Annotated in this window: 26 protein-coding genes; 6 read left to right on the top strand and 20 right to left on the bottom strand. The window is 64.8% G+C overall.

Going from position 1 to position 23605, the window contains the following annotated elements; translation table 11 throughout:
* Positions 1 to 155 precede the first annotated feature (155 nt).
* The 6 genes from C404_RS32660 to C404_RS32635 all read right to left on the bottom strand — a co-directional run bounded on the left by C404_RS32660 (position 156) and on the right by C404_RS32635 (position 5417).
* The gene (locus C404_RS32660; RefSeq protein ID WP_021192893.1) at positions 156 to 554 is read right to left on the bottom strand and encodes a DUF488 domain-containing protein; all 399 of its coding nucleotides are present in this window, start codon (positions 552 to 554) and stop codon (positions 156 to 158) included.
* Between the two features lie 48 nt (positions 555 to 602).
* The gene (locus C404_RS32655; protein ID WP_021192892.1) at positions 603 to 1631 is read right to left on the bottom strand and encodes an ABC transporter substrate-binding protein; all 1029 of its coding nucleotides are present in this window, start codon (positions 1629 to 1631) and stop codon (positions 603 to 605) included.
* Positions 1632 to 1912: 281 nt separating this feature from the next.
* Positions 1913 to 2806 (bottom strand): ABC transporter permease, encoded by an 894-nt coding sequence (locus C404_RS32650; RefSeq protein WP_021192891.1) that lies wholly within the window; start codon positions 2804 to 2806, stop codon positions 1913 to 1915.
* Positions 2796 to 3581 (bottom strand): ABC transporter ATP-binding protein, encoded by a 786-nt coding sequence (locus C404_RS32645; RefSeq protein WP_021192890.1) that lies wholly within the window; start codon positions 3579 to 3581, stop codon positions 2796 to 2798. Before C404_RS32645 ends, C404_RS32650 begins: the two co-directional genes overlap by 11 nt.
* A 53-nt stretch (positions 3582 to 3634) precedes the next feature.
* Positions 3635 to 4357 (bottom strand): GntR family transcriptional regulator, encoded by a 723-nt coding sequence (locus C404_RS32640; protein WP_021192889.1) that lies wholly within the window; start codon positions 4355 to 4357, stop codon positions 3635 to 3637.
* Between the two features lie 112 nt (positions 4358 to 4469).
* Complete coding sequence (locus C404_RS32635) at positions 4470 to 5417, bottom strand: MBL fold metallo-hydrolase (protein WP_021192888.1); 948 nt, start codon at positions 5415 to 5417, stop codon at positions 4470 to 4472.
* A 57-nt stretch (positions 5418 to 5474) separates the two neighbouring features.
* Here C404_RS32635 and C404_RS32630 point away from each other — a divergent pair, with 57 nt between their 5' ends.
* Positions 5475 to 6374, top strand: a complete 900-nt coding sequence (locus tag C404_RS32630; RefSeq protein WP_031328745.1) for a LysR family transcriptional regulator — start codon at positions 5475 to 5477, stop codon at positions 6372 to 6374.
* Positions 6375 to 6405: 31 nt separating this feature from the next.
* Here the strand turns inward: C404_RS32630 and C404_RS32625 are convergent, their stop codons facing one another.
* From C404_RS32625 to C404_RS32605, 5 genes are all read right to left on the bottom strand, one after another.
* A complete protein-coding gene (locus C404_RS32625) occupies positions 6406 to 7170 on the bottom strand; it encodes an SDR family oxidoreductase (RefSeq protein WP_021192886.1) in 765 nt (254 codons plus the stop codon).
* Positions 7171 to 7214: 44 nt separating this feature from the next.
* Complete coding sequence (locus C404_RS32620; RefSeq protein WP_021192885.1) at positions 7215 to 8249, bottom strand: phosphotransferase; 1035 nt, start codon at positions 8247 to 8249, stop codon at positions 7215 to 7217.
* A gap of 37 nt (positions 8250 to 8286) precedes the next feature.
* Positions 8287 to 8961 (bottom strand): histidine phosphatase family protein, encoded by a 675-nt coding sequence (locus C404_RS32615; protein ID WP_021192884.1) that lies wholly within the window; start codon positions 8959 to 8961, stop codon positions 8287 to 8289.
* Positions 8962 to 9114: 153 nt separating this feature from the next.
* On the bottom strand, positions 9115 to 9399 hold the full coding sequence (locus C404_RS60550; protein ID WP_021192883.1) for a hypothetical protein: 285 nt from the start codon (positions 9397 to 9399) through the stop codon (positions 9115 to 9117).
* Positions 9396 to 10595: a pyridoxal phosphate-dependent aminotransferase gene (locus tag C404_RS32605; RefSeq protein ID WP_021192882.1), complete on the bottom strand. Its 1200-nt coding sequence runs from the start codon at positions 10593 to 10595 to the stop codon at positions 9396 to 9398. The genes C404_RS60550 and C404_RS32605 overlap by 4 nt, the downstream gene beginning before the upstream one ends.
* An 88-nt stretch (positions 10596 to 10683) precedes the next feature.
* Between C404_RS32605 and C404_RS32600 the strand changes: the two genes are divergently transcribed.
* The 3 genes from C404_RS32600 (at position 10684) to C404_RS32590 (ending at position 13624) form a co-directional block, all read left to right on the top strand.
* Positions 10684 to 11583 carry a LysR family transcriptional regulator gene (locus C404_RS32600; RefSeq protein WP_021192881.1) on the top strand — a complete coding sequence of 300 codons (900 nt, stop codon included), beginning with the start codon at positions 10684 to 10686 and terminating at the stop codon, positions 11581 to 11583.
* Positions 11584 to 11639: 56 nt separating this feature from the next.
* Positions 11640 to 12524 (top strand): LysR family transcriptional regulator, encoded by an 885-nt coding sequence (locus tag C404_RS32595; protein ID WP_021192880.1) that lies wholly within the window; start codon positions 11640 to 11642, stop codon positions 12522 to 12524.
* Positions 12525 to 12670: 146 nt separating this feature from the next.
* The gene (locus C404_RS32590; RefSeq protein WP_021192879.1) at positions 12671 to 13624 is read left to right on the top strand and encodes an AEC family transporter; all 954 of its coding nucleotides are present in this window, start codon (positions 12671 to 12673) and stop codon (positions 13622 to 13624) included.
* A gap of 51 nt (positions 13625 to 13675) precedes the next feature.
* On the opposite strand, the gene C404_RS32585 is transcribed toward C404_RS32590, so the two are convergent.
* On the bottom strand, positions 13676 to 14728 hold the full coding sequence (locus C404_RS32585) for an alpha/beta fold hydrolase (protein ID WP_021192878.1): 1053 nt from the start codon (positions 14726 to 14728) through the stop codon (positions 13676 to 13678).
* Between the two features lie 43 nt (positions 14729 to 14771).
* Positions 14772 to 15170 (bottom strand): cupin domain-containing protein, encoded by a 399-nt coding sequence (locus tag C404_RS32580; RefSeq protein WP_021192877.1) that lies wholly within the window; start codon positions 15168 to 15170, stop codon positions 14772 to 14774.
* Between the two features lie 334 nt (positions 15171 to 15504).
* On the opposite strand from C404_RS32580, the gene C404_RS32575 reads away from it, so the two are divergent.
* Together C404_RS32575 and C404_RS32570 are read left to right on the top strand one after the other, a co-directional pair.
* Positions 15505 to 15759, top strand: a complete 255-nt coding sequence (locus C404_RS32575; protein WP_021192876.1) for a hypothetical protein — start codon at positions 15505 to 15507, stop codon at positions 15757 to 15759.
* Between the two features lie 47 nt (positions 15760 to 15806).
* A complete protein-coding gene (locus tag C404_RS32570) occupies positions 15807 to 16577 on the top strand; it encodes an alpha/beta fold hydrolase (protein ID WP_037010891.1) in 771 nt (256 codons plus the stop codon).
* Positions 16578 to 16625: 48 nt separating this feature from the next.
* Here the strand turns inward: C404_RS32570 and C404_RS32565 are convergent, their stop codons facing one another.
* From C404_RS32565 to C404_RS32535, 7 genes are read right to left on the bottom strand one after another with little or no spacing between them, the layout of a single operon-like run.
* Positions 16626 to 17717, bottom strand: coding sequence for an acyl-CoA desaturase (locus C404_RS32565; RefSeq protein ID WP_021192874.1), 1092 nt, complete (start codon positions 17715 to 17717; stop codon positions 16626 to 16628).
* Positions 17701 to 18831 (bottom strand): sterol desaturase family protein, encoded by a 1131-nt coding sequence (locus C404_RS32560; RefSeq protein ID WP_021192873.1) that lies wholly within the window; start codon positions 18829 to 18831, stop codon positions 17701 to 17703. The genes C404_RS32565 and C404_RS32560 overlap by 17 nt, the downstream gene beginning before the upstream one ends.
* Positions 18828 to 19451 carry a phosphatase PAP2 family protein gene (locus tag C404_RS32555; RefSeq protein WP_021192872.1) on the bottom strand — a complete coding sequence of 208 codons (624 nt, stop codon included), beginning with the start codon at positions 19449 to 19451 and terminating at the stop codon, positions 18828 to 18830. Before C404_RS32555 ends, C404_RS32560 begins: the two co-directional genes overlap by 4 nt.
* The gene (locus tag C404_RS32550; protein ID WP_021192871.1) at positions 19448 to 20758 is read right to left on the bottom strand and encodes a F390 synthetase-related protein; all 1311 of its coding nucleotides are present in this window, start codon (positions 20756 to 20758) and stop codon (positions 19448 to 19450) included. Before C404_RS32550 ends, C404_RS32555 begins: the two co-directional genes overlap by 4 nt.
* The gene (locus C404_RS32545) at positions 20755 to 21561 is read right to left on the bottom strand and encodes an MBL fold metallo-hydrolase (RefSeq protein WP_021192870.1); all 807 of its coding nucleotides are present in this window, start codon (positions 21559 to 21561) and stop codon (positions 20755 to 20757) included. Before C404_RS32545 ends, C404_RS32550 begins: the two co-directional genes overlap by 4 nt.
* Positions 21549 to 22565 carry an NAD-dependent epimerase/dehydratase family protein gene (locus C404_RS32540; protein ID WP_021192869.1) on the bottom strand — a complete coding sequence of 339 codons (1017 nt, stop codon included), beginning with the start codon at positions 22563 to 22565 and terminating at the stop codon, positions 21549 to 21551. The genes C404_RS32545 and C404_RS32540 overlap by 13 nt, the downstream gene beginning before the upstream one ends.
* Positions 22562 to 23548, bottom strand: coding sequence for a 3-oxoacyl-ACP synthase (locus C404_RS32535; RefSeq protein WP_021192868.1), 987 nt, complete (start codon positions 23546 to 23548; stop codon positions 22562 to 22564). Before C404_RS32535 ends, C404_RS32540 begins: the two co-directional genes overlap by 4 nt.
* Between the last annotated feature and the right edge of the window lie 57 nt (positions 23549 to 23605).

The following is a 23605-nucleotide window of genomic DNA, read 5'->3' as shown; positions in this document are numbered from 1 at the left end:
GTATTCGCAAAGTCTTCCCAGTCTTGGTCGGCAATTAACCGTGCTTTCCCAGGTAGAAAGTCGGTCTGATCGTAGATCACAGCACCGCACTTGCAGCCAATCTTCATGGGGATGAACTCCAGATAATCGAAGACGGGACTGTATCTCACGCCATTTCAGTCAGCCACCTTCGCGCCCCGCTCCTTCAATAGCTCGCGCAACACCGACCGATGGCAATGCGCTTCCTCTTCGCAATAGCAGCCGACTGAGAGATTGGTCTGATGGGACAGCGCGGCCAGCATGTCGAGGGTGCGTGCCGCATCGCCATCGCGCATCTCGGCGCGGAAGTGGCGCACGAAAGTCTGCCAGCCCTTCTCGTCGTGCTCGGCTTGTGCCGTTTGAGCTTGCTTGACGAGTTCGGGTGTGGGGGAGAGTAACGGCATCCAGACGTCGTAGAAATCGCGGCTGGCGAATTCTTCCTTGGGCACGCCGCGCGGGGGGCGCCGCACGGTGCCGATGCGCAGGCCTTCATCGGGGGAGCGCGGCGCGCCGAGCCGGACGATGCGTAGGGTCATGGATGCCTCCGTGCGGATGCCGTGTGCGGCGCGTTGTTGCGTTGTCGTTTAGGAGCCCTGCCGGTTCTGCACCGTCGGGAAGAACAGGTCCTTCCACGATGCCGGCTTGTTCTTCAGCGTGCCCACGCGCTGCATGAACTCAGCATAGTGCGCGACGCCCACCGGCGTGGTCGTGAAGCGCGAATCCGGGTCGTCGAGGATCTTCTTCACCTCGTCCGGCGAGCTCTTCACCTTCGATTGCGCGATGTAGATCTGCGCGGCCTTCGTCTTGTCCTTGGCGATGAGCGCGTTGGCTTCATCCAGCGCCGCCACGAATGCTGCTGACAGCTTCGGGTTGGCGTCGTAGAACTTCTTGCTGGTGTAGGTCATGTCCAGCGTGATGTTGCCGAGCACGTCGACGGTGTTGAACACGCGGTGCAGGCCAGGTGCGGCGGCCTCGGTGTACGAGAACGGCGGCGAGGCCATGTGGCTGTTGATCTGGCTGCCGCCTGCCAGCATGACGGCGGTGGCGTCGGGGTGCGGCAGCGGTACGGTGATCGGGTCGAGCTTGTTGAACTGCTTGTCGCCGAAGGTTTTGGCGGCGGCCATTTGCAGCACCACGGCGGGCAGTGAGGTCTTGATGCCGGGCACGGCAATGCGGTCCTTGTCGGAGAAGTCGGCCAGCGTCTTCACGTTCGGGTTGCGCGTCATCAGGTACATCGATGATGAGCTGAGCGACGACAGGCCGCGCACTTCCATGGCGCTGCCGCGGGTCTTGTCCCATAGCGTGAGGAAGCCTGGGACGCCCAGGGAGGCGATGTCGAGCGCGCCCGACAGCATGGCGTCGTTGATGACGTTGCCGCCGTCCAGAATGCGGTAGCTGACCTTTACGTCGCCCAGGCCCGCCGCCTTGGCCTGCTTCTCTAGCAGGTGCTCGCTGGACATCACCATGATGGGCAGATAGAGGATGCCGTAGCCGTGGGAGATGCGGACTTCGTTGGCTTCTGCGTGGGCAGTGGTGATGGCGCCGCCGAAGAGCGATGTTGCCAGGGTGGCGGCCATGGTCAGGCGTAGGACATTGCGGCGGGTTTGCTGCATGGGGTGTCTCCTTGTTGTTTGTTGGTGGTGCATTCTGGGTTTCGTCCCCTGCCGGGGCCGACTCACTTTCTCTGTCTTGCCAGAGAAAGTAAGCAAAGAGAGGCGCGCCCGAGATGGCGAAAGACTCCTTGAATTTCCGTAACCGTGCGGAGACGGGGAAAACTCGCTTCGCTCAGACAGTTCCCCGTCTTTTTTCCGCCCGCTTACAAAAATTCAAGGCGCCATCTAGGGCAGGAACGTCAAGGGCCAAACCATCGGGGCGCTTGTGTGGGCGCCAATGCTTAGTTCTGCATGCCCCAGCGTTTGATGGTGCGGGCTTCCAGCGTGCGGAACACCAGGTTCTCCACCAGCAGGCCGATGATGATGACGGTCAGCAGGCCGGCAAACACTTCTGGAATTTGCAGCTGGTTCTTGTTTTCGTAGATGTACCAGCCGAGGCCGCCTTGGCCGGAGCTGACGCCAAACACCAGTTCCGACGCGATCAACGTGCGCCATGCGAATGCCCAGCCGATCTTCAGGCCGGTGAGGATGGACGGGAACGCTGCCGGAATCAGGATCTTGGTCAGGTACCCCATGCCAGAGAGGCCGTAGTTGCGGCCCACCATGCGCAGCGTGTTCGAGACCGACAGGAAGCCGGCGTGCGTGTTGAGCGACACCGCCCACACCACCGAGTGCACGATCACGAAGATCAGGCTGCCGTTGCCCAGGCCGAACCACACCAGTGCGATTGGCAGCAGGGCAATGGCCGGCAGCGGGTTGAACATGGCGGTGAGCGTTTCCAGGAAGTCCTGACCGAGGCGGTTGCTGATGCCTAGCACCACCAGCGCACACGACAGCGCCAACCCCAGCGCATAGCCGGCGAGCAGTGTCTCCATGGACGTGCCGATGCGCGCAAACAGCGTGCCGCTGGCGAGGCCTGCCCACAGCGCTTGCACGGTGTCGGAGAAGGTTGGCAGGAGCAGCGGGTTGTCGAGCCAGCGTGCGCCACCTTCCCAGATGAGGGCGAGCACGACGAGGATGACGAGCTTACGCAGCCACACCTGCTCGTATAGGCGTTCAGCAATCGACAACGGCTTTTCGACCACGCCGATGCGCTCGAACGCCACGGGCGTGCGATACACGGGCTCGCGCTCGCTGATGTTCGTGGTGGGCATGGAAAGGGTTTCAGTCTGCATGGGTTTCCTCCACTGCGCGGGCGAACAGCATGTCGTGGATCTCGGCTTCGAGGGCCTTGAAGCGCTCGGGATCATCATCGCCGCGTGCGAGGCTCGGCAGTTCTGCACGCACTTGGCCCGGGTGCGGCGAGAGGATGAGGATGCGGCTGCCGCAGCGGATCGCTTCCGGAATCGAGTGCGTGACGAACAGTACGGTGAAGCGCGTTTCGTCCCACAGTTGCAGCAGTTCGTCCTGCATCTTGCGGCGGGTGAGCGCGTCGAGCGCGGCAAAGGGCTCGTCCATCAGCAGCACGTCGGGTTCCATGGCCATGCCGCGCGCGATGGCCACGCGTTGCTTCATCCCGCCCGAGAGCATGTGCGGATGGTGGTCCGCAAACTTGGTGAGGTTCACCTTGTTGATGTAGTGCAGCGCGCGTTCTTCTGCCTCGCGTGCACCTAGCTTGCCGGTGGCGAGCAGCGGGAAAAGCACGTTCTCCTTCACCGTCTTCCACGGCAGGAGCTGGTCGAACTCCTGGAACACCATCATGCGATCCGGCCCGGGCTTGGTCACAGGCTGGCCCTTCAGGCGGATCTCGCCTTCGGTGGGCGTGAGGTAGCCGCCAATCGCCTTGAGCAACGTCGATTTGCCGCAACCCGACGGGCCCAGCAGGATGTAGCGCTCGCCGGGGTAGACCTGGAAGTCGACGCGGTAAGTGGCCGTGACCAGATGCTGGCGCGTCTTGTACTGCAGCGTCACGCCGCGTACGTCCAGCAATGGCGGTGAGGTCGCCTGCATGGTGTTGTCTCCTGTGTGTGCTTTGTAGGTATAGGTGTGCGATGCGGGCGGCGTTACCGAATATCGACGTGGTACCGGAAGTGCGCCGCCGCACCGCGTGAGCGCCGCCATTCGAGCGGCACGCGGTCGTAGCCGCGCGCCACGCGCTCGATCACCATGACAGGGTCACCGGCCTGGATGCGCAGCAGGCGCGCGTAGGTGGCGTTGACGGCCTCGGCGGTGAGCGTTTCTTCGGCGCTTGCGATGATCTGGCCGCAGTGCGATTCGTACAGCGGATAGAGCAGGTCGCCAAAGGCGCCGAGGTCCAGCGTGGCCAGGTCAGCAAAGCGGTCATGCGGCAGCCAGATTTCTTCGGCCAGCAGCGGGGCCCTGTCGAGCAAGCGCAAACGCGTGAGGCGGATGACCGGTGCGCCGGTCTCGATCTGCAGGCCCGCAGCGGGCGCAGAGGGTGCATCGAGCACATCGCGCTTGAGGATGCGGCTCTCGGGAATGCGGCGCTCGCCGGCTTCGCTCTGGAAGCGGAAGAAGCGGAAGAGGGAACTGGCAAAGCTGGCACGCCGCACGAAGGTGCCGCGCCCCTGGAAGCGCTCCAGCAGGCCCTCGGCCACGAGCACGTCCACGGCTTTGCGTACCGTGCCAACGGCCACGTTGTAGGTCTTGGCGAGTTCCGCCTCGGTGGGGATGGCGTCGCCCGGGCGCCAGTGCTGTTGGGCGATCTGCGCGGCCAGGTCATCGCGCAATTGCTGGTAGCGGGGCAGGCGGAGGTCGGCGGGCATGGGCAACAATGCAGGTCAACTATTCATCTATATGACCACACATTGTAGGAGGATGACTCTGATGCTGCAGTTCAGGAAAACCCGCGCCTTTGCTCGCTGTCTGTCGACTGCCTTAGCTCGGGTGATAGACGCCCTGCGCGTCCACTTGCACTCGGCCGTCGGCCAGAAGTTCGTCCAGGTGCTGCGAGATGGTGCGGGTTTCTGCACTCACTGCCCATAGGCTCTCGTAACCGGGCGGATACAGCAGCCGCTGCTCGACCAACTGTTCCAGCGTCTTGGGCGATTCGTTCAGCAACGTCAGCAGGCGCAGCTCGCGCGCATCGAGCTTGGCCGCGTATGCCGCAAGATCGCGCAGGAAGTGCGCGCGATCGGTGTACACGCCTCGGTGGTGCGACGTGACCCACACTTTTGCCGGAATCTGCGGCAGCAGCGCGAGGCTGCGGCGGAATTCGCGCAAGCTGGAGCACGCATCGCCGTAGTAGGGGCCGAAGCCGGTCAGGTCGATGTCGCCGATGAAGGCCACGCCCTCCGGCTCGACCAGCAGCACGGTGTGGCCTGCCGTGTGGCCAGGCATGTGGATGGCGCGAATCTGCGTCTGGCCAACGTCCCACGCGGCGCCGTCCACGTAGCCCAGTGCGTCGGGGCGCGGTGCGTAGAAGAAATCGCGCTGGATGGCGGCCAGCATGGCCGGCGCATGTGCCTCGTCCAGACCGTAGTGGGCAACCATGCCGTCCCAACTGTGCACGGCGGTCAGATCGGCTTCATTCACATACACGCTGGCATGCGGCAGGCGATGCAGGCCGGCCATGTGGTCTTCGTGCGCGTGGCCCATCACCACCAGTTCGGTTGCATCGAACTCGGGGCCGATGTGGTTCGAGACGATGGGCGTGTCGAACGCAGCGCGGGTGTCTGAGCCGTGGATCAGCACCTGATTGCCGTCGGGGTACTTCCCACTCTTCTCGCCAAAGAAGACCGACACGCGGCCGAAGTCGACACGCTGGACGGGGACATGCGGAACGGCGTTGCCGGCAGTCGTGCTCACGTTGATCCTTCCTTCCATGGGCGATGGGCGCCGTGTGCTCGATCGCGCTTATGATCCCGCCATGGAGGCATGGCGATGCGCATTTCGAAGGTTGACCTGAATCTGTTTGTTGTATTTGAAGCGATCTACCACCACCGCAATCTGACGCGGGCGGCAGAGACGCTGTGCATTACACAACCCGCCGTCAGTAACGCGCTGGCGCGCATGCGCAAGACCTTCAATGACCCGCTGTTCGTCAGCACCCCTGCCGGCATGGTACCGACACCGACGTCGGAAAACATCATCGGCCGCGTGCGCGAGGCACTGCAGTTGCTCGACGCCAGCGCGCACGAAGGCGATGTGTTCGACCCGGCCGCGTCGGAGCGCGTCTTTCCCGTCAGCATGAGCGACCTGACCGAAGCCCTGGTGCTGCCCGCGCTGGGCGAACGGCTCCAGCAGCAGGCGCCCGGCATGCACATCCGCAGTTACTACACCGACCGTGCCGAGGTGCCCATTGCCTTGGCGAACGGCTCCATCGCCCTGGCCATCGATGCGCCGCTCATTGCGGATGCGCAGCTGTGCCAGACGGCGCTTGGGCGCGACCGCTACGCCTGCATGATCCGCCACGACCATCCGTTCAAGGGCAACGTGCTGTCGATGGAGGACTACCTGGCGATGGGGCACATTCACGTGTCGAGCCGCCGCAAGGGCAGCGGGTACGTGGATGCAGAACTCACGCGGCTCGGGCAGCGCCGGAACATCCGCATACGCGTGCAGCACTACATGGTCGCGCCGTTGATCGCCATGCGGACGGATCTGGTGCTGACGGCGCCGCTCAGGCTGCTGCAGCGCTATCCCGTGCGCATTCTTGAACTGCCGTTCGAGATTCCCGATCTGGAATGGCACTGCTACTGGCACCGCAGTGTCGATCGGGACCCCGGCAACCAGTGGCTGCGCGAACAACTGATGACCCTGATGCGCGACGCAGCGGACTGACCCGCGCTGGCGGGCCATCCACCATGCGTCATCAGACCGTCATGCCGCCATCCACGACGATGCACTCGCCGTTGGTGTAGCTCGCGGCGTCGGACACCAGATAGAGCACCGTGCCGGCCATCTCGCGCGGCTCAGCATGGCGGCGCAGCGGGATCTGGCTGATCCAGCGGTCGTAGGTTGCCTTGTCTTCAAACAACGCACCGGCGAACTTGGTCTTGGTCAGACCCGGCAGCAAGGCATTGACGCGGATGCCGAACGGCCCGCATTCCATGGCGAACGCGCGCGTCATGTGGGCGACCGCTGCCTTGGTGATGGAGTAGATGCCTTGCTTGTCGCCCGGGTGGAGCGCGTTGACTGACGCAGTATTGACGATCGCACCGCCGCCTTGCGCCTTCATCATCTTGCCGGCTTCGACCGACATGAAGAAGTAGCCGCGAATGTTCACTTCCACCGTCTTCTCGTACGCACCGAGATCGGTGTCGAGGATGTGCCCGAAATGCGGATTGGCGGCCGCGTTGTTGATAAGGATGTCGAGCCTGCCGTGCGTGCGGCGGATGGTGTCGAACGTGGTGGTGATGTCTTCCATGCGGCCGACGTGGCAGGCGAGTGCTTCGGCCTTGCCGCCGGCTGCGCGAATGCTTTCTGCCACGGTTTCGCAATCGGCCAGCTTGCGGCTGGAGACGATCACGTGCGCGCCCTGCTGGGCGAGCAGTTTGGCGATCTCTTCACCAATGCCGCGGCTGGCGCCGGTCACCAGGGCGATCTTGCCGGTCAGGTCGAACAGGTTCGTGCTCATGCTGTGCTCCTCCAATGGTTGGAATGTCGTTGACCGCGGCGGTGTCAGTGTTGGGTGTCGATCAGGCGCACCGCCGCTTCTGCCAGCGGCCCGGTCATGTCGCCGGCCTTGCTGGCTTGTGTGCTGGAGGCGTTGCCGTTGAGCGCGCGCCGTTTGACGCCCTGTGCAATGGACGCGAGGCGGAAGAAGCTGAACGCCAGGTAGAAGTGCCAGTTCTCGATGGGCGGCAGGCCGCGCAGCTCGCAATAGCGCGCGACCATCTCCGCTTCTTGCGGAATCCCCAAGGCATTGCGGTCTTGTCCGGCAAGGCCCGGGATGTGCGAGCCTGACGAAGGCAGCCGCAGGCACATGCAGAAGTACGCCAGGTCTGCCAACGGATTGCCGAGCGTCGACAGCTCCCAGTCGAGCACCGCCTTCACGCGTGTGCTGTCCGGCTCGAACATCATGTTGTCGAGGCGGAAGTCGCCGTGCACGAGGGCAGGCTTGCCGTCATCCGCGGGGCAGGCCGAGGGCAGCCATTCAATGAGCCGCTCCATCGCATCAATCCGCTCGGTTTCCGCCAGGCGGTACTGCTTGGTCCAGATGCCGATCTGGCGCTCGAAGTAGTTGCCAGGTTTGCCGTAGTCGGCCAGCCCCACGGTTTCCACGTCAATGTCGTGCAGTGCGGCCATCGTGCGCAGCATGGCGTCGTAGGCGGCGGTCCGGTCCGTTTGCGACAGCTCGGGCAGGGCGGGATTCCAGAAGATGCGCCCGTCTTCGAAACTCATCACGTAGAACAGGCTGCCGATCACGGTGCGGTCTTCGCACAGGTGATACGGGCGCGCCACTGGCACTGCCGTGCCCGACAGCGCGGTCAGGATGCGGAATTCGCGGTCGACTGCGTGGGCGGATTTCAGCAGCTCGCCGGGCGGCTGCCGGCGCAGCACGTAGCGGGTCTTCGGCGTGCGCAGGAGAAAGGTCGGGTTTGATTGGCCGCCGGAGAATTTCTCGGCCACAACGGGGCCTTCAAAGCCCGGAACGTGGTCTTGCAGATACCGCGCCAGTGCGGCGATATCGAGTTGCTGCGGGTCGTTCGTCATGTGTTGAAACTGAAACGCGTTGAGCGCTGGTTGGCGCCTAGCCGTAGGTCTGGAAATCATGCCGCTCGGAATGGTCCAGATGCGGAATGCCGTTGAAGGTGGCGAGCTGGAACGCGTCGGCGTTGAAGAAGTACTGCGAGATGCTGCAGTTGCGCACCTGTAGGTTCAGCGCGATGGCGCTGGCCGCCGGTGCCGCCAGCACCTGTTGTGCAGTCACTGCAATCGGGCCGCCTGAACTGACCGCCAGCACACGCTGCCCACCGCCGCGTTGGATGGCGGCGCGCGCATCGGCCACGCGCTGCTGGAACTGGGCCCAGGTCTCGGAAACGGGCCCGCGAATCTTGTCTTCGGACCAGAGTTGCAGCACCTGCTTGAGCGCGCGGTAGTGGTCGCGCATCGAGCCGGTGGCCATGCGCGTCAACTCCGGGTGGTCGTCGCCAAGTGCGGCGAACAATCCTTGGAAGTCGTACTCGTTCAGGCCGGCGTGCTGTTCGTAGCTGAGGTTGGGGTGGCCCATGCCAAGCCGGATGCCATCGACGGTCTGTTCGTGCCGGCGCAGCGTGCCGCAGATGACCCGGTCGAAGGTGATGCGCCGCTGTGCGAAGTACTCGCCCAGCCAGACGCTTTGTTGCACGCCGCGTTCGGAGAGCTGGTCGTAGTTGGCCGCACCAAACGAGGCCTGTCCATGCCGTACGAGATAAAGCTCCGCCATCGTCTGCTCGCTGAGTTGGGGGAGCCAGCTTAGCGGCAGGACATCTATTTTTGAAATTTATTGTTTTAATGGCTGGTCATTCATGTGGGGAATGACTTGTGGCTCGCGCTGGGGCCGCGTTTTGGTGGGCTGCATTGAAGAGCCCGTGGTGCTTCATGCGCTCTGCGCTTCACGCAGCGTTGGGTAGTTTGTGTCGCCCTGCGCCGTGTCGCCAAAGAGGTCGTTGTGGTTCGCTTCGTTCATCGGGGCGTCGGCTTGCAGGCGGGGCACGAAGTCCGGGTTGGTTTGCACCATCTGGCCGTACGCTTCCACGTCGACCAGGCCGGATGCGACATCGGTGCCGATCTCCTCGGCAATGGCAGTGGCCACCTCGATGGCGAAGCGCGCACCGTTCTCGATCGTCGTGGCACGCGTGCTCAGTACCTGAACGCTTATCACTGCAGCGCTGTCAGTGCCGCCGCCATCCGATCCGCCGCCAGCACAAGCTGCGCATCCGACGTCGCATACGACAGCCGCAAGAAGCCCGGCATGCCAAATCCCGACCCCGGCACCACGGCCACGCCCTGTTCCAGCAGATAGGCCGCCAGCGCGACATCGTCGTCAACCTTGCTGCCGTTCGGTGTTGTGCGGCCGATGAAGGCGCGCACATCCGGAAACAGGTAGAAGGCACCTTCCGGCGTGGGTGTACGCAGCCCATCGATGGTGGCGAACTGCTGCAGGAGGAAATCCCGCCGCGCCTGGAAGATGCCGCATCGACGCGCAACCTCATCCTGCGGACCATCCAGCGCCGCCACCGCCGCTGCTTGCGACACGGATGACGTATGCGAGTTGATCTGCATCTGAATTTTGGTCATCGCTTCGATCAGCGTGCGCGGCCCGCACGCATACCCCACGCGCCAGCCGGTCATGGAGTACGCCTTAGACACCCCGTTGACCGTCAGGATGCGCGGCGCCAGATCCGGAGCAATTGCTGCCAGCGTGGCCGGCTTGCGCCCGTCGTACAGGATATGCTCGTAGATGTCATCCACGAGGATGAAGAACCGCTGGTTGGCGCTCTTGCGCAGAACCTCCGCAAAGCGCAGCAACTGGTCGGCCGTGTACGCCGTGCCGCTCGGGTTGCTGGGCGAGTTCAGCACCAGCCATTTGGTGCGTAGCGTGATCGCGGCTTCCAGGGTTTCGGGCTGGAGCGCGTAGCCGGTCTCGGGCGATGTGAGCAGCGGCCGTAGCGTGCCACCGTTCATGGACACGATGTCTGCGTAAGAGGCCCAATACGGCGCCGGAATCAGAACCTCATCCCCGGGGTTCAACGTAGCCAGGAACGCTTGATAGATCACCTGCTTGCCGCCACAGCCCACGCTGATGTCAGCCGGCGTATAGATCAGGCCGTTCTCACGCAGCAGTTTGCGCACGATGGCCTCACGCAGTTGCACCGTGCCGTTGATGGCGGTGTAGCGGGTCTGCCCCTCGGCAATCGCGCGCATGGCAGCCTCGCCGATGTGCTCGGGCGTGGGAAAGTCGGGTTCGCCCAGTGTCATGTCGACGACGCTGTGGCCGGCTTGCTGTGCCTGACGCGTACGTTCCGCCATGACCTGGATGGGGGAAGGGCGAAGGGTGGCGACGGTCTTGGAAAACATTCGGGTGGCCTTTCGACGAGCATGGTGCGTGGGAATGCTCGTAATCTAGAATTCATGTTGTTCAATCTCAATTGAGTTTTGCTTCAACATGAAAAATGCCCTTGCGCCGCACCCCCCGACGCTTCGCCAGTTGGAGCTGTTGCTGTCACTGGCCGGTGCCGACGGTATCGCCAATGCCGGCGCCAGGATCGGCATGACGCCGTCGGCAACAAGCCATGCGTTGCGCGCATTGGAAACGGCGCTGGGCACGGCGCTGGTGGATCGCAATGCGCAGGCGGTTGAGCTGACGCATGCGGGGCAGCAGATCCTGCCGCATGTGCGGGATCTCTTTGCAGCGCTGAACCTGATTCAGGCCACGGCCAGTGCCAGTACGGGTTTGCAGAGCGGTGTGCTGCGGATCGGCTCGTTTGGTGCCAGTTCATCGCTGCGGCTGCTGCCGCCGTTGCTGGAGCGCTTTCAGGATCGTCATCCGGGCATTGAGGTGTATGTCACGGAAAAGCCCGATGCGGAAATCGAGCAGGCGCTGGTTGAGCGCCGCATCGAGCTTGCCGTGGTCACCTTGCCCAAGCCGCAGTTCGACACACTGCCGCTGGCCGTGGATGAACTCGTGGCGGTCGTGCCGGCGCGGCACCCGCTGGCGCAGGCCGATTCCGTCGACTTGCGCGCGCTGGCGCGGCATCCGCTGATCCTCACCCATGCCGGCTCGCAAGATTTGGTGGCGCGCATGTTTGCGCGGGCCAACGTGCAGCCGAAAGTCACGCACGAACTGTCGCAGTTGCTGTCGATCCTGGAGTTTGTGGCGCGCGGCCAGGGCGTGTCGATCTTGGCGTCTTTAGCGCTGCCCGAGCGGCATGAGGGCGTGGTGGTGCGCAAGATCACACCGCGCACGTCGCGCCGCGTGGGGCTGGCCTGCCTGAACCAGCGCAGGCTGTCGCCTGCGGCTGCCGCATTGTGGCGGCAAGCGCAGGCCATCAAGCTGCGCCGATAGCGTTTGCGCGTGCGTGCGATGCGCTATCCTCGTCCGATCGAATCTCGCTCCTGACCATGTCTTTACGCGCACTGAGAACGCTCGTTGCCATTGCCCGCCACCGCACGTTTGCCCGCGCGGGTGAAGCCATCGGACTGACGCAATCGGCCGTCAGCCTGCAGGTCAAATCCTTGGAGGAGGAGTTCAACGTCCGCCTGTTCGACCGCTCGCGCCGCGAGCCTTCGCTTACAGAGGCGGGGCGCATTGTGCTCGCGCAGGCCGAGCAGATCCTGGCCCTGTACGACCGCATTCCTGATGCACTGAGCGATGAAAAATCGCTGGTCGGCCGGTTGCGTATCGGCGCCATCCAGACCGCGTTGTCGGGCCCGCTGCCCAATGCGCTGCTGACCTTGCGGCGCGATCATCCAGGCCTGCGCGTGCATGTGGCGGCCGGCATGTCGGCGGAGCTCGCACAGCGCGTGGCCGATGGTGAGCTGGATGCGGCCATCACCTCGCAGCCCGTACGGCCGCATCCGGCAGAGCTGGTGTGGTCAACGCTCTATGAAGACCGCTTCTGGTTGTTGGCCCCACCGCAGTATGCAAAGTACGACGCCCGTGCGCTGCTGACCGAACTGCCATTCATCCGGTTTGACGCGCAGGCGTGGGCCGGTCGCATGATCGCCTCAGAGCTGCGTCGCCTGGGCGTGCGGGTGCGTGAAGAGATGGTGCTCGACAACAAGGACACCATCGTGCAGATGGTGGCGAGCGGCCTGGGCGCTGCCGTGGTGGCGCTGTCCGATGCCGTGCTGACGCAGCTGCCGCCCATCACACGCCTGCCGTTCGGCCAGCCGCAGACGCGCCGGGCCGTCGTTCTGCTTGAACATCAATCGCGTCCGGCAGAGCGCTTCACACAGGCATTGGCCGACGCGGTGGTCGAATCTGCCATGAGTATTTCTCGTTGATTGCACGATCAATCACAATGATTGCTGCTGTTACCGCGTGATAGCTTGGCGGTGTTCCTGTTCTGATCGAGCATCGCCATGTTGTTCCGCATCCTCTCCCTGATCTCTTCCACGCTACGCGCACATTGCCTAGCAGGAGTACCGCGATGACCGCCGCAATCCTGCTGGCGCTGGCGCCGGTCGCCCTGCTGGTAGCGCTCGGCTACGGGCTCAAGCACACCGGTTTCATTGCAGATGCGTTCTGGCCGCAGGCAGAGCGGCTCTGCTACTACGCCCTGCTGCCAGCGCTGTTCACGCACGGGCTGGCCAGCGCACACCTGCAAGCCTTGCCGGTGCTGCCGCTGGCCGGCACGCTGATCGTGGCAACGGTGGTGGTGGCGGTGGCCCTGGTGCTGACCCGGCCGTGGATGCGTGTGGACGGCGCGGCGTTCACGTCGGTGTTTCAAGGTGGCGTGCGCTTCAACAACTACGTGGGCGTGTCGCTTGCAGCAGGGCTCTTTGGCGCGAAGGGCATTGCGTTGGCTGCCGTGTGCAACGCGGCCATCGTGCCGACCGTCAATCTGCTGTGCGTGCTGGTGTTTGCGCGCTTTGGGTCGGTGCGCCTGAGCGGCAAGGCGCTTGCGCGCCAGATCGTGACGAACCCGCTGGTGGTGGCGTGCGTGTTGGGCATCGCCATGCAGATCGCCGGCGTGCAGGTCCCCACGTTGATCGAGCCGGCGGTGCGTTCGCTCGGCGTGGCGTCGATGCCGCTCGGCCTGCTGTGTGTGGGCGCGGCGCTGAACTTCAGCGGCGTGCGCGCGTGGGTGCAGCCGGTGGCTGTGTCGTCGCTCGCCAAGTTTCTGGCCATGCCGGTGCTGACACTGTTGGTGGGCCATGCCATCGGGTTGACCGATGTGGCGCTGATGGTCGCGCTGCTGTTCCAGGCACTGCCGACGGCATCGTCGTCTTACATCATGGCGCGCCAGCTCGGCGGCGATGCGCCGCTCATGGCGGGCATTACCGCGGCGCAAACCGTGCTGGCTGCGGCCGCCATGCCGGCGGTAATGACACTGCTGGTAGTGACGCGCGGGTTGCCGCAGGGGTTGATTTCCGCCTTGTGAACACGCAACCCGGTGATCGGCTTCTCGTGCATCACCGGATTGCTGCCATCTTCAAAACCGCACCACATCCAGCATCGCCTGCACAAATGCCTTCGGTGCTTCTTGCGGCAGGTTGTGCCCGATGCCACCGCCGATATTCCGGTGCTGGTACTTGCCCGTGAACTTCTTCGCATAGGCCGATGGCTCTGGATGCGGTGCGCCGTTGGCGTCGCCCTCCATGGTGATAGTGGGCACCGTAATGGCTGGCGCGGCGGCCAGGCGCTTCTCTAGTGCATCGAACTGCGATTCACCCTGGGCCAGCCCCAGGCGCCAGCGGTAGTTGTGGATGACGACGGCTACGTGGTCCGGGTTGTCGAACGCCGCGGCGCTGCGGTCGTAGGTGGCGTCGTCAAACTTCCACGTGGGCGAGGCGAGCTTCCAGATCAGGCGGTTGAAGTCTTTGCAGTTGGCGGCATAGCCCTGCGCGCCGCGCTCCGTGGTGAAGTAGAACTGATACCACCACGCAAACTCCGCGGCCGGCGGCAACGGCTTGCGGTTGGCCTCCTGGCTGCCGATCAGGTAGCCGCTCACTGAAACCAGCGTCTTGCAACGTTCCGGCCACAGCGCCGCGATGATGTCTGCCGTGCGTGCCCCCCAGTCATAGCCGCCAAAGTGGGCTTGCTCTATCTTGAGCGCGTCCATGAACGCGATGATGTCGACCGCCAGCGCCGCCTGCTGCCCGTTGCGCGGCGTGTCTGCCGAGCGGATGCGCGTCGTGCCATAGCCGCGCAGGTACGGCACGAGCACGCGATAGCCGGCAGCCGCAAGTGCCGGCGCCACCTCCGCATAGCTATAGATGTCATACGGCCAGCCATGCAGCAGGATCACGGCGGGGCCGTTCTTCGGCCCTAGGTCTGCATAGCCGATGTTGAGTACGCCCGCATCAATCTGATGCAGCGTGCCAAACGGATTGGTTTGACCGCCGGACAGCGCATTCGATGTGTTCGACGTGGATGGTGCGGGCTGCGCATGCACAAGCTCGGCCAGCCCGAGATCGAGCACGCCAATGCTGGCGATGGTGGTGCCAAGAAGACGGCGGCGACGGAGGTTGACGGCGTTCGACATGGGGGGGCTCCCCTCAGGTGTTTGGTCGGTTGGGTGAATGTGCTTACCGGACGGGTTGGACGAGCGGCTCGCCTTTCCTGACCACGTAAGTCGCCAGCTCCGATGCCTTGCCGCTGCCGACGTTTCTTGCCGAATGCGCGACACCGGCCGGAATGAACAGCGACTCACCGGCTTGCAGCGTTACGGGAGGCTTGCCGTCCAGCCGGTACTCAAGCGACCCGTTCAACACGTGGGCGATCTCTTCGCCTGGATGCGCGTGGTTGGGGGCGAACGCCTTCTCATCAAAATCCACCCGTACCTGCAGGGTTTCGTAGCCATTCGCACTCAGGTCTTGGTGAACGAGGTCGGTGCGTTGTACGCCGCCTGAGTGGGCCAACGCGCTGTGGGAAGCCACGGCGCCGCTGAGCACGAGCAGGGCGGCGGCGATTCGAATCGGTTGCATGGGAGCTCCTGAAATCAAGGATGGATGACGAGGGAGGGTCCAGGAGTGGTCCGGCCGGCCTCGTTCCCTGCATTAGGCAACTGCGGTGTATCCCGCATGTTTCACGGTTCTGCCGATTTGTATCGCTGTGTACCAACGGGCTTCGATGACTGGGGTTTTGTATGCGCATGTATCCAGCCATGACGGCGGTACACGGCCAGACAAAACGGGCCGCCTGCTGCTACGTACGGGATACGTCCGCCCGCTTCAATGCATTCCGTGGCCCGACGCTGAACCGATACGAAGCAACGCCGGGCTGCGCAACCCCTAACTCATCCTTCTGAGGAAAACGATCATGACCCGCAATCTCGCCAAGTCTTTTGCTGTTGTTGCACTCGCCGTTGCTGCTGCTGGTGCACACGCCGCCACTGCGTTTGGCGGTGCACGCGAGCCGTACACCGAAGGTGCACGTTCCGTTCAAGAGGCGCGCGACGTGTACACCAAGGGCGCTCGCTCGACCGACATCTATACCGACGGTGCCCGCACGGCTGATGTCTATACCGACGGTGCGCGTAACGCTGACCCGTACTACGACGGTGCCCACGCCTGAAGGCCCCACCCACCACACGCTCGCTCAACGACTCAGGAATCGACATGTTGAAACGCAACGCTGTCTCCTTCGCATTGCTTGCACTGGGCACGGCCACCAGCGCACCGCTCCTGGCGGCAGACGCCGACCAGCCTTCTGTGGTGATCGTGCATGGCGCCTTTGCCGATGGCTCGGATTGGTCCAAGGTCATTCCGCTGCTGCAGGCCAAGGGCGTGAAGGTGCAGGCCGTGCAGAACGGGCTGAACTCGCTGGCCGACGACGTGGCGGCCACACGCCGCGCCATCGGCAACCAGGCCGGCAAGGTCGTGCTGGTGGGGCATTCGTGGGGTGGCACGGTCATCACCGAGGCCGGCGCGGACAGCAAGGTGGCCGGGTTGGTCTATGTGGCAGCCTTTGCGCCGGATGCCGGCCAGTCGACGGAAGAGGTCGGCAAGGACTACGCACCGGCGCCCGGTATCGGCAAGCTGGTGGCGGATGCCAATGGCTATCTCTCGCTACCCGCTACGGCACTGGCGAGCGACTTTGCGCAGGATGTGCCGGCCGCGCAGGCCCGCGTGATGGCGGCCTCGCAAGGGCCCATCAAGGCAACGGCATTTGGTGAGCGGACCACGGTGGCTGCATGGCAGAGCAAGCCGTCATGGTTCATCGTCAGCGAGCACGACCGGATGATCCAGCCGGACCTGGAGCGCGCCATGGCCAGGAAGATCGGCGCCAAGGTGACGAGCCTGCCGACCAGCCATGTGCCGCAGCAGTCGCGGCCGCAGGCGGTGGCGAAGGTCATCCTCGATGCCGTGCAAGCGGTCGAGGTGCGTAACTGAGGGGCGCGTGTGGTGCGCGTGTGGTAGGAAGCGGTGACGGACAGAGCGTCAGCTTGGCCGCTCACCCATCGCACGCAGAAAGGTCTGCTGTGCAGCCAGGAGTTCTGGATAGGTGAGCGTGCGGTAGTCGAGCGCATGCGCGCGTGCAACCTCCGCCACGCGCGCGGCCAGCGCCGGATAGTGGCGGTGGCTGTAGGTCGGAAACAGATGATGCGTGAGGTGCCAGTTCAGGCCGCCCAGCCAGTAGCCGATCCACGTCGGTTGCGGCTTCCAATCACATGCAGTGTGGAAGGCGTGCTCATGCCACGTGTGCGGCAACTGGCCGGATTCGGGCGGCAGATAGAACGTCACGTCGGCCCAGTGCGTGCCCAGGATCAGCGCCACCAGCACGCACGACGCCAGCATCTGTCCGACAAAGTAGCCGAACGCCACCCAGCCGCAGCCGAGGCCAAGCTGATGCGCCACCCAGGCCGGCGCGGCCACGGCCATCAGCAGATGCAGCGCCTTTGCACACAGAAAGGTTGCCCATCCACGCAGGCCGGGCAGCACGCGGTCTGCTTTGAGTGCGGTGAGCCCGAGTCGGTCTGACCAGTCGTAAATCCAGTTGATGTACGGCAGTGATAGCGCAGCGATCAGCGGCCAGTAGCGATGCTGGTACTGAAACTGCGGGTACCACGGCTGAAACGGCGTCTGTCGCAGGAAGCGGTTGGCGGCAGTGTCGAGGTCGTAGTGCTCGATGTTGGCGTGCGCGTGGTGGTAGTGCACGTGGCGCACCGTCCAGTACGCGGGCTCGATGCCTAGCGGGATGGCGGTGAGCCGGATCATCGCGCCGTCCAACCACGCCCACGGCGACAGCGCTCGGTGTGCGCCATCGTGCAGCACGTTCATGGCCAGGAGCATCGCGAAGAACGGAAACGCGAGATACGCCAGCACGAAGACGACCGGGCTTGTAGCCGTGGCCATGGCCACATAGAGCAGCGCCGCGCAGGTCGCGAGGAACAGGCCTTTGGCGATCAGGCCGGAATCGGCAAAGCGGTGGTCGCCGTTTTCCTGCAGGTAACCATGTGCGGCGCGGCGCAGGTCGTCGGCCAGCGTGGATGAACGCGGCGAGGCGTAGCGGAGCTTACTGAGATTCGGCATGAGGTGAAGGTTGCAACGGTGTGCCCGTACGCAGCGCATGCCACAGGCCACAGGCGAGGCCATGCACACCCAGCGCAACGGCAAGGCCATTGGAGAGCGTATCGCCGGTACCGCAGACGCCGATCATCAGCGCAGGCAGCGCGAGCGCCAGCAACGACCACAGCCAGCGGCCCCACGTGCGTCCGTCAGACAGGCCGCCCAGCGCAACCGTCAGCAGCAGGATGAACGCGAACCACGCGGCCTGCCAGTGCGCTGGCCAGAAGCCGTCGGTGCGCACGTAGTCGATCACCACGCCAAAGAGCTGCACACCGCCGGTGGCGATCCAGCCGGCCGGTGTCACACGCGTGTCGCGCTGCAGATGCGGCGCACGCAGGCCGAGCCAGTGCAGTGCCGGCACGATGTTGGCCCAGAACGGGTTGTCGCTGTGCGTGGGCTTGTGCACGCCATAGCGGATCGGCACGCCGGGCAGGGCGCGCTGGTAGGTGCCGAACACCTTGTCCCACAGCAGCAGCGTGCCGCCGAAGTTGCGGTCGATGTATTCCGGGTTGCAGCCGTGGTGCACGCGGTGGTTGGCCGGCGTGACCATGAACTTGTCGAGCACACCCGAGCTACCCACCAGCCCGCAGTGGTTGTAGAACTGCACCGAATAGTGGATGCCCGACACTGCCACAAACATCTCCGGCGTGACGCCCAGCAGCGCCAGCGGCACGAAGAACGGCAGCGAGGTCAGCGACGACAGCCACGCATTGCGCACCCCCAGTGACAGGTTGAAGTGCTCGCCTTCGTGATGCACCGCGTGGATGGCCCACAGAAAACCGAACCGATGGTGCATGCGGTGCAGCCAGTAGAAGCCCAGGTCCCACGCCACGAAGGCGAAGGCCCAGCCGATGACCGGGTGCCAGCCATCCACCCAGTGCAGGCTGGCATTGGCATACAGCCACGTGAAGCCGGCCACCTCCAGGCCGCGGCATAACCACATCAGCACGTGACCGGAGTTCAGGTTGAGGATGACGTCGCGCCACGGCAGCGGCTGGCCGCGCCACCACTTGAGCGCAGCCAGTTCCAGCAGCACGCACCCGAGCATCAGGGCCAGCGGCAAGGCAAATGCATTCATGTCGATACGGTTTCAATCGAGAGGGTGGGAGCGCGCCGCCTGAGCCATTGGCGTACAGCTACGCCGGACAGCAGGCCGACCGCCACGCCAGCGGACAGATCGAGTGCAACGTGCCGGCGCGTCTGGATGGTTGCGTACAGCACGCCAAGCCCCCACGCCGCCGCCAGCACGGTGCGAACCGGCTTGCGCGCATCGGCCAGCGCCCAGACAGCGAGCACCGTGAGTGCGCCGTGCAGGGATGGCAGGCAGTTCTGGCTTGAGTCCATGGCCATCAGCATGCGTTGCACGCTGGCCGGCAGAGGCCCGTCCGCCAGCGGCGGGTAGTGCAGCGTGGTCGGCCAGAGCAGGAAGACTGCGCCGCTCACCAGCGCACTCATCTGCATGGCACGTTCCAGCCAACGCAGACGATGCATGTCGGCCAGCAGATACGCCAGCGGAATCAGCGCAAAGAACGACAGGTACAGCCAGATGCCCGACGTGCTGAACGGGATGGCGCGGTCCAGCGCCGTCTCGGGCACCACGGTGCCTGCGCCTTGCAGCACGCCGCAGGTGCCGTAGACGAGGCCGACGGAACACCAGCCCAACGCCATATGACGCAAGCGTGTGGCGAGCGGGCTCATTGCGCGACTCCTGATGCTGCAAGCCGGACGATGCGACGCCGCTTGGTGGTGAAGTCGGTCGCAATGTCTTGTGGTGCTGGGTGCCATGTCACGCGTGTCATGTCGATACCCTGGCAGGCAAAGACGTCCGCCAGATGCGCTTGGCATGCGCGGGCGATGTCGGCATCGGCGGGGTGGATGGAGAGCGCCAGCGTGTGCGTATCGGTCTGCACCAGGCGGTAGTCGGCCCGCAGCGGCAGCGCTTGTGCCAGGGCGCGCGAGCACACATCGGCAAACAGCGTGACGGTGCCGCCGCCGTGTGCGGGTAGGACGAGCGTGTCGTCGCAGCGGCCTTCGATGCGCTCGATGGCCATCGCTGGGTTGCCACACGGGCAGGGCGGCAGTGCAGGGTCACGGCGGATGAGGATGTCATCCAGCCGGTAGCGCACGATGGGCTGCGTGCTGCGCGTGAAATCGGTGACGATGGGTGCGAAACGACGGTCGTCCAGCCACTGCGGCTCGATGTGCACGTGCGCCTCGTTCAGGTGCAGCGTGCCGTGCGAGCAGGTGGCGCCCAGGAAGCCCTCGGTGGCCTGGTAGACCTCGCCGACGTTGCCGAAGGCCTGCGCCAGCAGTGCGCGGTCCATCGGTTCCAGCACCTCGGCGCCAGACAACACTTGCACCGGTGCGATGTCGAGCCGGCCTGCGAGCTTCTCCAGCGCCAGCGCGCGCAGCACTTGCGCCGGCCCCACGACAATGGTGGGCCGCAATGCTTCCAGCGGCGCACGGTGTGATTCGAATGGCGCGAACAGATCGAAGAACGCGAACGTCAGCCACGGGTTGCGCACCGCCGTGTACAGGTTGTTGTTGGCGCGCAGGAACAGGGCGACACGTTCACCGTGCAGCAGCCCGCGCGGCAGCAGCTTGGCCAGCAGGATGCCCGCCCACTGGGCGCGCTCCGCAGGGCTGACGACAAACACGCCGCGCCCGCCCGACGTGCCGGAAGATAGGCCCACCGAATACGGCCCGACCATCGGCCGGAAGTCGCGCGATTGTTCAGCCTGGCGGGCGCAGGCCAACACGTCGTCCAGGCGTAGGCCGGCGGTGTTCATGGTGTCGAAGTTGGCCATCATCGTGGCCTTGTCCATCAGCGGCCATTCGCGCATCGGCTTCGATGCGAAGGCGCGGAAGTACGGGCTGCGCGTGAGCACACGCTGCGTGAAGCGCGCAATCTGGCGCTGCTGATGCGCCTCCAGCGCGGCACGGTTGGCTGGCTGCAACCGGCGCGTCTGCCAGTACGACCACAGCAGGCGATGGAATGCCGTCACAGCGCACCCTCGTGCGTGAGCAGAATGCGCACGTGGCCGCCTGCGTCCAGCGCGTGCAGTTTGCGCAGCGTGTCGAAGTAGGCGCGGCGGTCTTCCATGATCGAATAGGCCAGCACTGACGGCCCGCGCAGTTCGCGATAACTCAGCGGAGACCACGCCGCATCCGCCGCCAGCAGCACCCAGCCCTCGTGCGTGCGGACGAAGGCGCCGATGTGCCCAGCTGCGTGGCCGGGCAGCGGTACGAGCAATACGTCGCCGTTGCTGTCGGGCAAGGCCCACGCAGACGTGAACGGCGCCAGCTCAGGCGGCAGCGCAACGTGCTCGAACTGTTCGACAAAGCGCGTGCGCGTTTCGAAATCTTCGGGAATCAGCCCCGGCACAAAGGCACGCCGCAATGCGGAGACACCACGCAGCGCGCGCAAGTGCATCCAGCCCTCGCCCGAGCAGATGACGGGCACCCCGGGAAAGTCGCGCAAGCCGGCCACGTGGTCGCCGTGGAAGTGCGAAACGATCAGCCCGTCCAGATCGGCCGGCCGCAGCCCCTGCTGCGCAAGCTGCGCCGCCGTCGATTCGGACGTATCGAAGTACACCGGCGTGACCTTGCGGTAGATCGCAAACAGGCCGCTGCGCGTGTGGTCGTGAAAATGCGACGCATAGCCCGTGTCCCACAGCCAGCGGCGGCCGGCCGTTTCGATCAGCCAGGCACGCGCCGGAAACGCACAGGTGCGCAGGCCCGCGCCGCGCAGCGCCACGCAGGCGGTGTGCGTGCAGTAGCCGGCTTCAAAGACCGTTAGCGTTGCCATATTCCATTGCCATGTTCACGTAACCAGTGGGCTGTGCGGCGGATGCCTTCTGCCATGTCGATGGGCGGCACGTAGCCGAGTTCGGCGCGCGCACGGTCGTTGGCGAGCGTCATGTCGTAGTGCAGGGCCGCGGCGCTGTAGCGCGTGAGCAGCGGCTCGCGGCGCGTGATGTGGCTGGCCGATTCCATCAGGCGTGCGGCCAGCGCCATGGCTGGATACGGCACAGCGCGAATGCGGTAGCGCAAGCCAAGCTGCTGCCCCAGCAACTGGTCCAGCAGATCGCGCAGCGTGGCGGGTGCGTGGTTGGTGATGTTGTACGCGGCGCCGCTGGGCACGTCGGCCGTGGTGGCGCACTGCATGGCGTGCACCACGTTCTCCAGATAGGTCAGGTCCATGCGCGCGGCGCCGCCACGCGGCAGGGGCAGCGTGCCGCCGCGCAGCTTCAGCAGATGCAGGATGCGCGGTAGCACCACGCGGTCGTGCGGGCCAAACAGCCCGCGCGGGCGCAGGATGACGAAGCGCGTGGTGTCTTGTGTGGCTGCCTGCTGCTGAATCGCGTCTTCCGCCTGCATCTTGGTTGCCGCGTAATGATTGGCGAAGCGGGCGGGGCGATAGGTCTCGGGCAGGTTCGCGTGGTGCTGGTAGTCGAAGTAGATCGACGGCGTGGAGATCTGCACAAAGCGCCGGACGCCGCGTTTGACCGCGCCGTCGGCCAGAGCTGTCGTTGCACGCACGTTGGCCGCGTAGAAGTCGTCATAGGCACCCCACGGCGACGACAGCGCCGCGCAATGCCAGACCGTATCGACACCCTCGAAAAGCGCATCCAGCGTGGCCGGCGTGAGGCGTGCGAGATCGGCTGGCACATAGTCGGCACCACGTGCAAGAAAGGCGTCACGCTGCGCGGCATCGCGCCCGGTGGTACGCACGCGCGCACCCTGTGCCAGCAACGCATCGACAGCGTTGCGGCCCAGCCCACCCGTGGCGCCGGTCACCAGTGCCGTCATGTCGTCAGTACCATGCCGCCAAGCGTCAGCCCCGCTGCGGTGCCCACCAGCAGCACTGGGCGGCCCGGCGCAATACGTCCACTTGTGATGGCTTCATGCAGCGCAGTGGGAATCGATGCGGCCACCTGGTTGCCGTGCTGCGCATAGATGTCGACGACGCTGGCCTCAGGCACGCCCAATCGTTTGCGCAGGTGCTGCATGCCAAGGTGACTGGCCTGGTGCGGCACGACCACGTGCATGTCGCGCAGCGTGTAGCGGCTGCCGGCGAACAGGCGATCGAGAAAACCATCCATCAACTGCGAGGCCAGCTTGAACACGCGCTTGCCATCCATGTGGAACAGGTAGTCAGACGCCTGCGCGCCCGTGCGCGGGTTACGGCGGGTGCCACCGGCTGGGATCTCGCAGAAGGTCTTGCCGGCGGGGTAGGTCTCCATGCGATAGGCATGGATGCCGGCGCCGGACGCCGCAGGTGCCGCTTCCACAATCACGGCGGCCGCGCCATCGCCAAAGATGAGTGCGGTTTCCGCATCGCTCCAGTTGATGCCGCGCGAGGCAAGGTCTGAAGCCACCACGGCAATGCGCCGGTACGCGCCCGTCGTCAGCAGATTGGCCGCCACGTGTAATGCGGTGATGAAGCTCAGACAGCTGGCGTTGACGTCAAACGCAGGCGTGCCGGCAGGTAGCCCAGCGGGCTCCAGGATGCGCGTGGCCGTGTTGGGCAGCGCCTGCTCCTGCACGCCCGAGGCGGAGATCAGCAGGTCGATGGAGGCAGCAGGCACATTCGCGCGGCGCAGTGCATCGCGTACGGCGGCGCCGGCAAGTTCTGACTGGTGCTCGGCAAGTGTGGCGTGGTGGCGCACGTCAATGCCGGACTTCTTGCGTACGTAGCCGGCCGAATGGCCCAGGCGCGTATCCAGCTCTGCGGACGTGACCCGTTGCTCCGGCAGCGCCTTGCCGGTGGAAAGCAGATGAATCGGCAGCATAGATGCAGGCGCGCATGTGTTGCGTCGCCCTGGTTCCTCTTCCGGCTGCGGGTAGCG

It is taken from the genome of Ralstonia sp. AU12-08, assembly GCF_000442475.1.
In the GTDB taxonomy this organism is placed as follows: Bacteria; Pseudomonadota; Gammaproteobacteria; order Burkholderiales; family Burkholderiaceae; genus Ralstonia; species Ralstonia insidiosa.
The sequence above is the reverse complement of the archived record's forward strand: the minus strand, read 5'-3'. Positions and strand labels throughout refer to the sequence as shown.

What these genes read in the sequence shown, in the direction of transcription:
- C404_RS32640 (WP_021192889.1), bottom strand. Translation starts at nt 4,357, where the DNA reads ATGCCCGCCGACCTCCGCCTGCCCCGCTACCAGCAATTGCGCGATGAC.
- C404_RS32660 (WP_021192893.1), bottom strand. Translation starts at nt 554, where the DNA reads ATGACCCTACGCATCGTCCGGCTCGGCGCGCCGCGCTCCCCCGATGAA.
- C404_RS32540 (WP_021192869.1), bottom strand. Translation starts at nt 22,565, where the DNA reads ATGACGGCACTGGTGACCGGCGCCACGGGTGGGCTGGGCCGCAACGCT.
- C404_RS32575 (WP_021192876.1), top strand. Translation starts at nt 15,505, where the DNA reads ATGACCCGCAATCTCGCCAAGTCTTTTGCTGTTGTTGCACTCGCCGTT.
- C404_RS32555 (WP_021192872.1), bottom strand. Translation starts at nt 19,451, where the DNA reads ATGAGCCCGCTCGCCACACGCTTGCGTCATATGGCGTTGGGCTGGTGT.
- C404_RS32535 (WP_021192868.1), bottom strand. Translation starts at nt 23,548, where the DNA reads ATGCTGCCGATTCATCTGCTTTCCACCGGCAAGGCGCTGCCGGAGCAA.
- C404_RS32595 (WP_021192880.1), top strand. Translation starts at nt 11,640, where the DNA reads ATGTCTTTACGCGCACTGAGAACGCTCGTTGCCATTGCCCGCCACCGC.
- C404_RS32565 (WP_021192874.1), bottom strand. Translation starts at nt 17,717, where the DNA reads ATGCCGAATCTCAGTAAGCTCCGCTACGCCTCGCCGCGTTCATCCACG.
- C404_RS32580 (WP_021192877.1), bottom strand. Translation starts at nt 15,170, where the DNA reads ATGCAACCGATTCGAATCGCCGCCGCCCTGCTCGTGCTCAGCGGCGCC.
- C404_RS32585 (WP_021192878.1), bottom strand. Translation starts at nt 14,728, where the DNA reads ATGTCGAACGCCGTCAACCTCCGTCGCCGCCGTCTTCTTGGCACCACC.
- C404_RS32615 (WP_021192884.1), bottom strand. Translation starts at nt 8,961, where the DNA reads ATGGCGGAGCTTTATCTCGTACGGCATGGACAGGCCTCGTTTGGTGCG.
- C404_RS32655 (WP_021192892.1), bottom strand. Translation starts at nt 1,631, where the DNA reads ATGCAGCAAACCCGCCGCAATGTCCTACGCCTGACCATGGCCGCCACC.
- C404_RS32625 (WP_021192886.1), bottom strand. Translation starts at nt 7,170, where the DNA reads ATGAGCACGAACCTGTTCGACCTGACCGGCAAGATCGCCCTGGTGACC.
- C404_RS32605 (WP_021192882.1), bottom strand. Translation starts at nt 10,595, where the DNA reads ATGTTTTCCAAGACCGTCGCCACCCTTCGCCCTTCCCCCATCCAGGTC.
- C404_RS32645 (WP_021192890.1), bottom strand. Translation starts at nt 3,581, where the DNA reads ATGCAGGCGACCTCACCGCCATTGCTGGACGTACGCGGCGTGACGCTG.
- C404_RS32560 (WP_021192873.1), bottom strand. Translation starts at nt 18,831, where the DNA reads ATGAATGCATTTGCCTTGCCGCTGGCCCTGATGCTCGGGTGCGTGCTG.
- C404_RS32590 (WP_021192879.1), top strand. Translation starts at nt 12,671, where the DNA reads ATGACCGCCGCAATCCTGCTGGCGCTGGCGCCGGTCGCCCTGCTGGTA.
- C404_RS32620 (WP_021192885.1), bottom strand. Translation starts at nt 8,249, where the DNA reads ATGACGAACGACCCGCAGCAACTCGATATCGCCGCACTGGCGCGGTAT.
- C404_RS32545 (WP_021192870.1), bottom strand. Translation starts at nt 21,561, where the DNA reads ATGGCAACGCTAACGGTCTTTGAAGCCGGCTACTGCACGCACACCGCC.
- C404_RS32630 (WP_031328745.1), top strand. Translation starts at nt 5,475, where the DNA reads ATGCGCATTTCGAAGGTTGACCTGAATCTGTTTGTTGTATTTGAAGCG.
- C404_RS32600 (WP_021192881.1), top strand. Translation starts at nt 10,684, where the DNA reads ATGAAAAATGCCCTTGCGCCGCACCCCCCGACGCTTCGCCAGTTGGAG.
- C404_RS32650 (WP_021192891.1), bottom strand. Translation starts at nt 2,806, where the DNA reads ATGCAGACTGAAACCCTTTCCATGCCCACCACGAACATCAGCGAGCGC.
- C404_RS32635 (WP_021192888.1), bottom strand. Translation starts at nt 5,417, where the DNA reads ATGGAAGGAAGGATCAACGTGAGCACGACTGCCGGCAACGCCGTTCCG.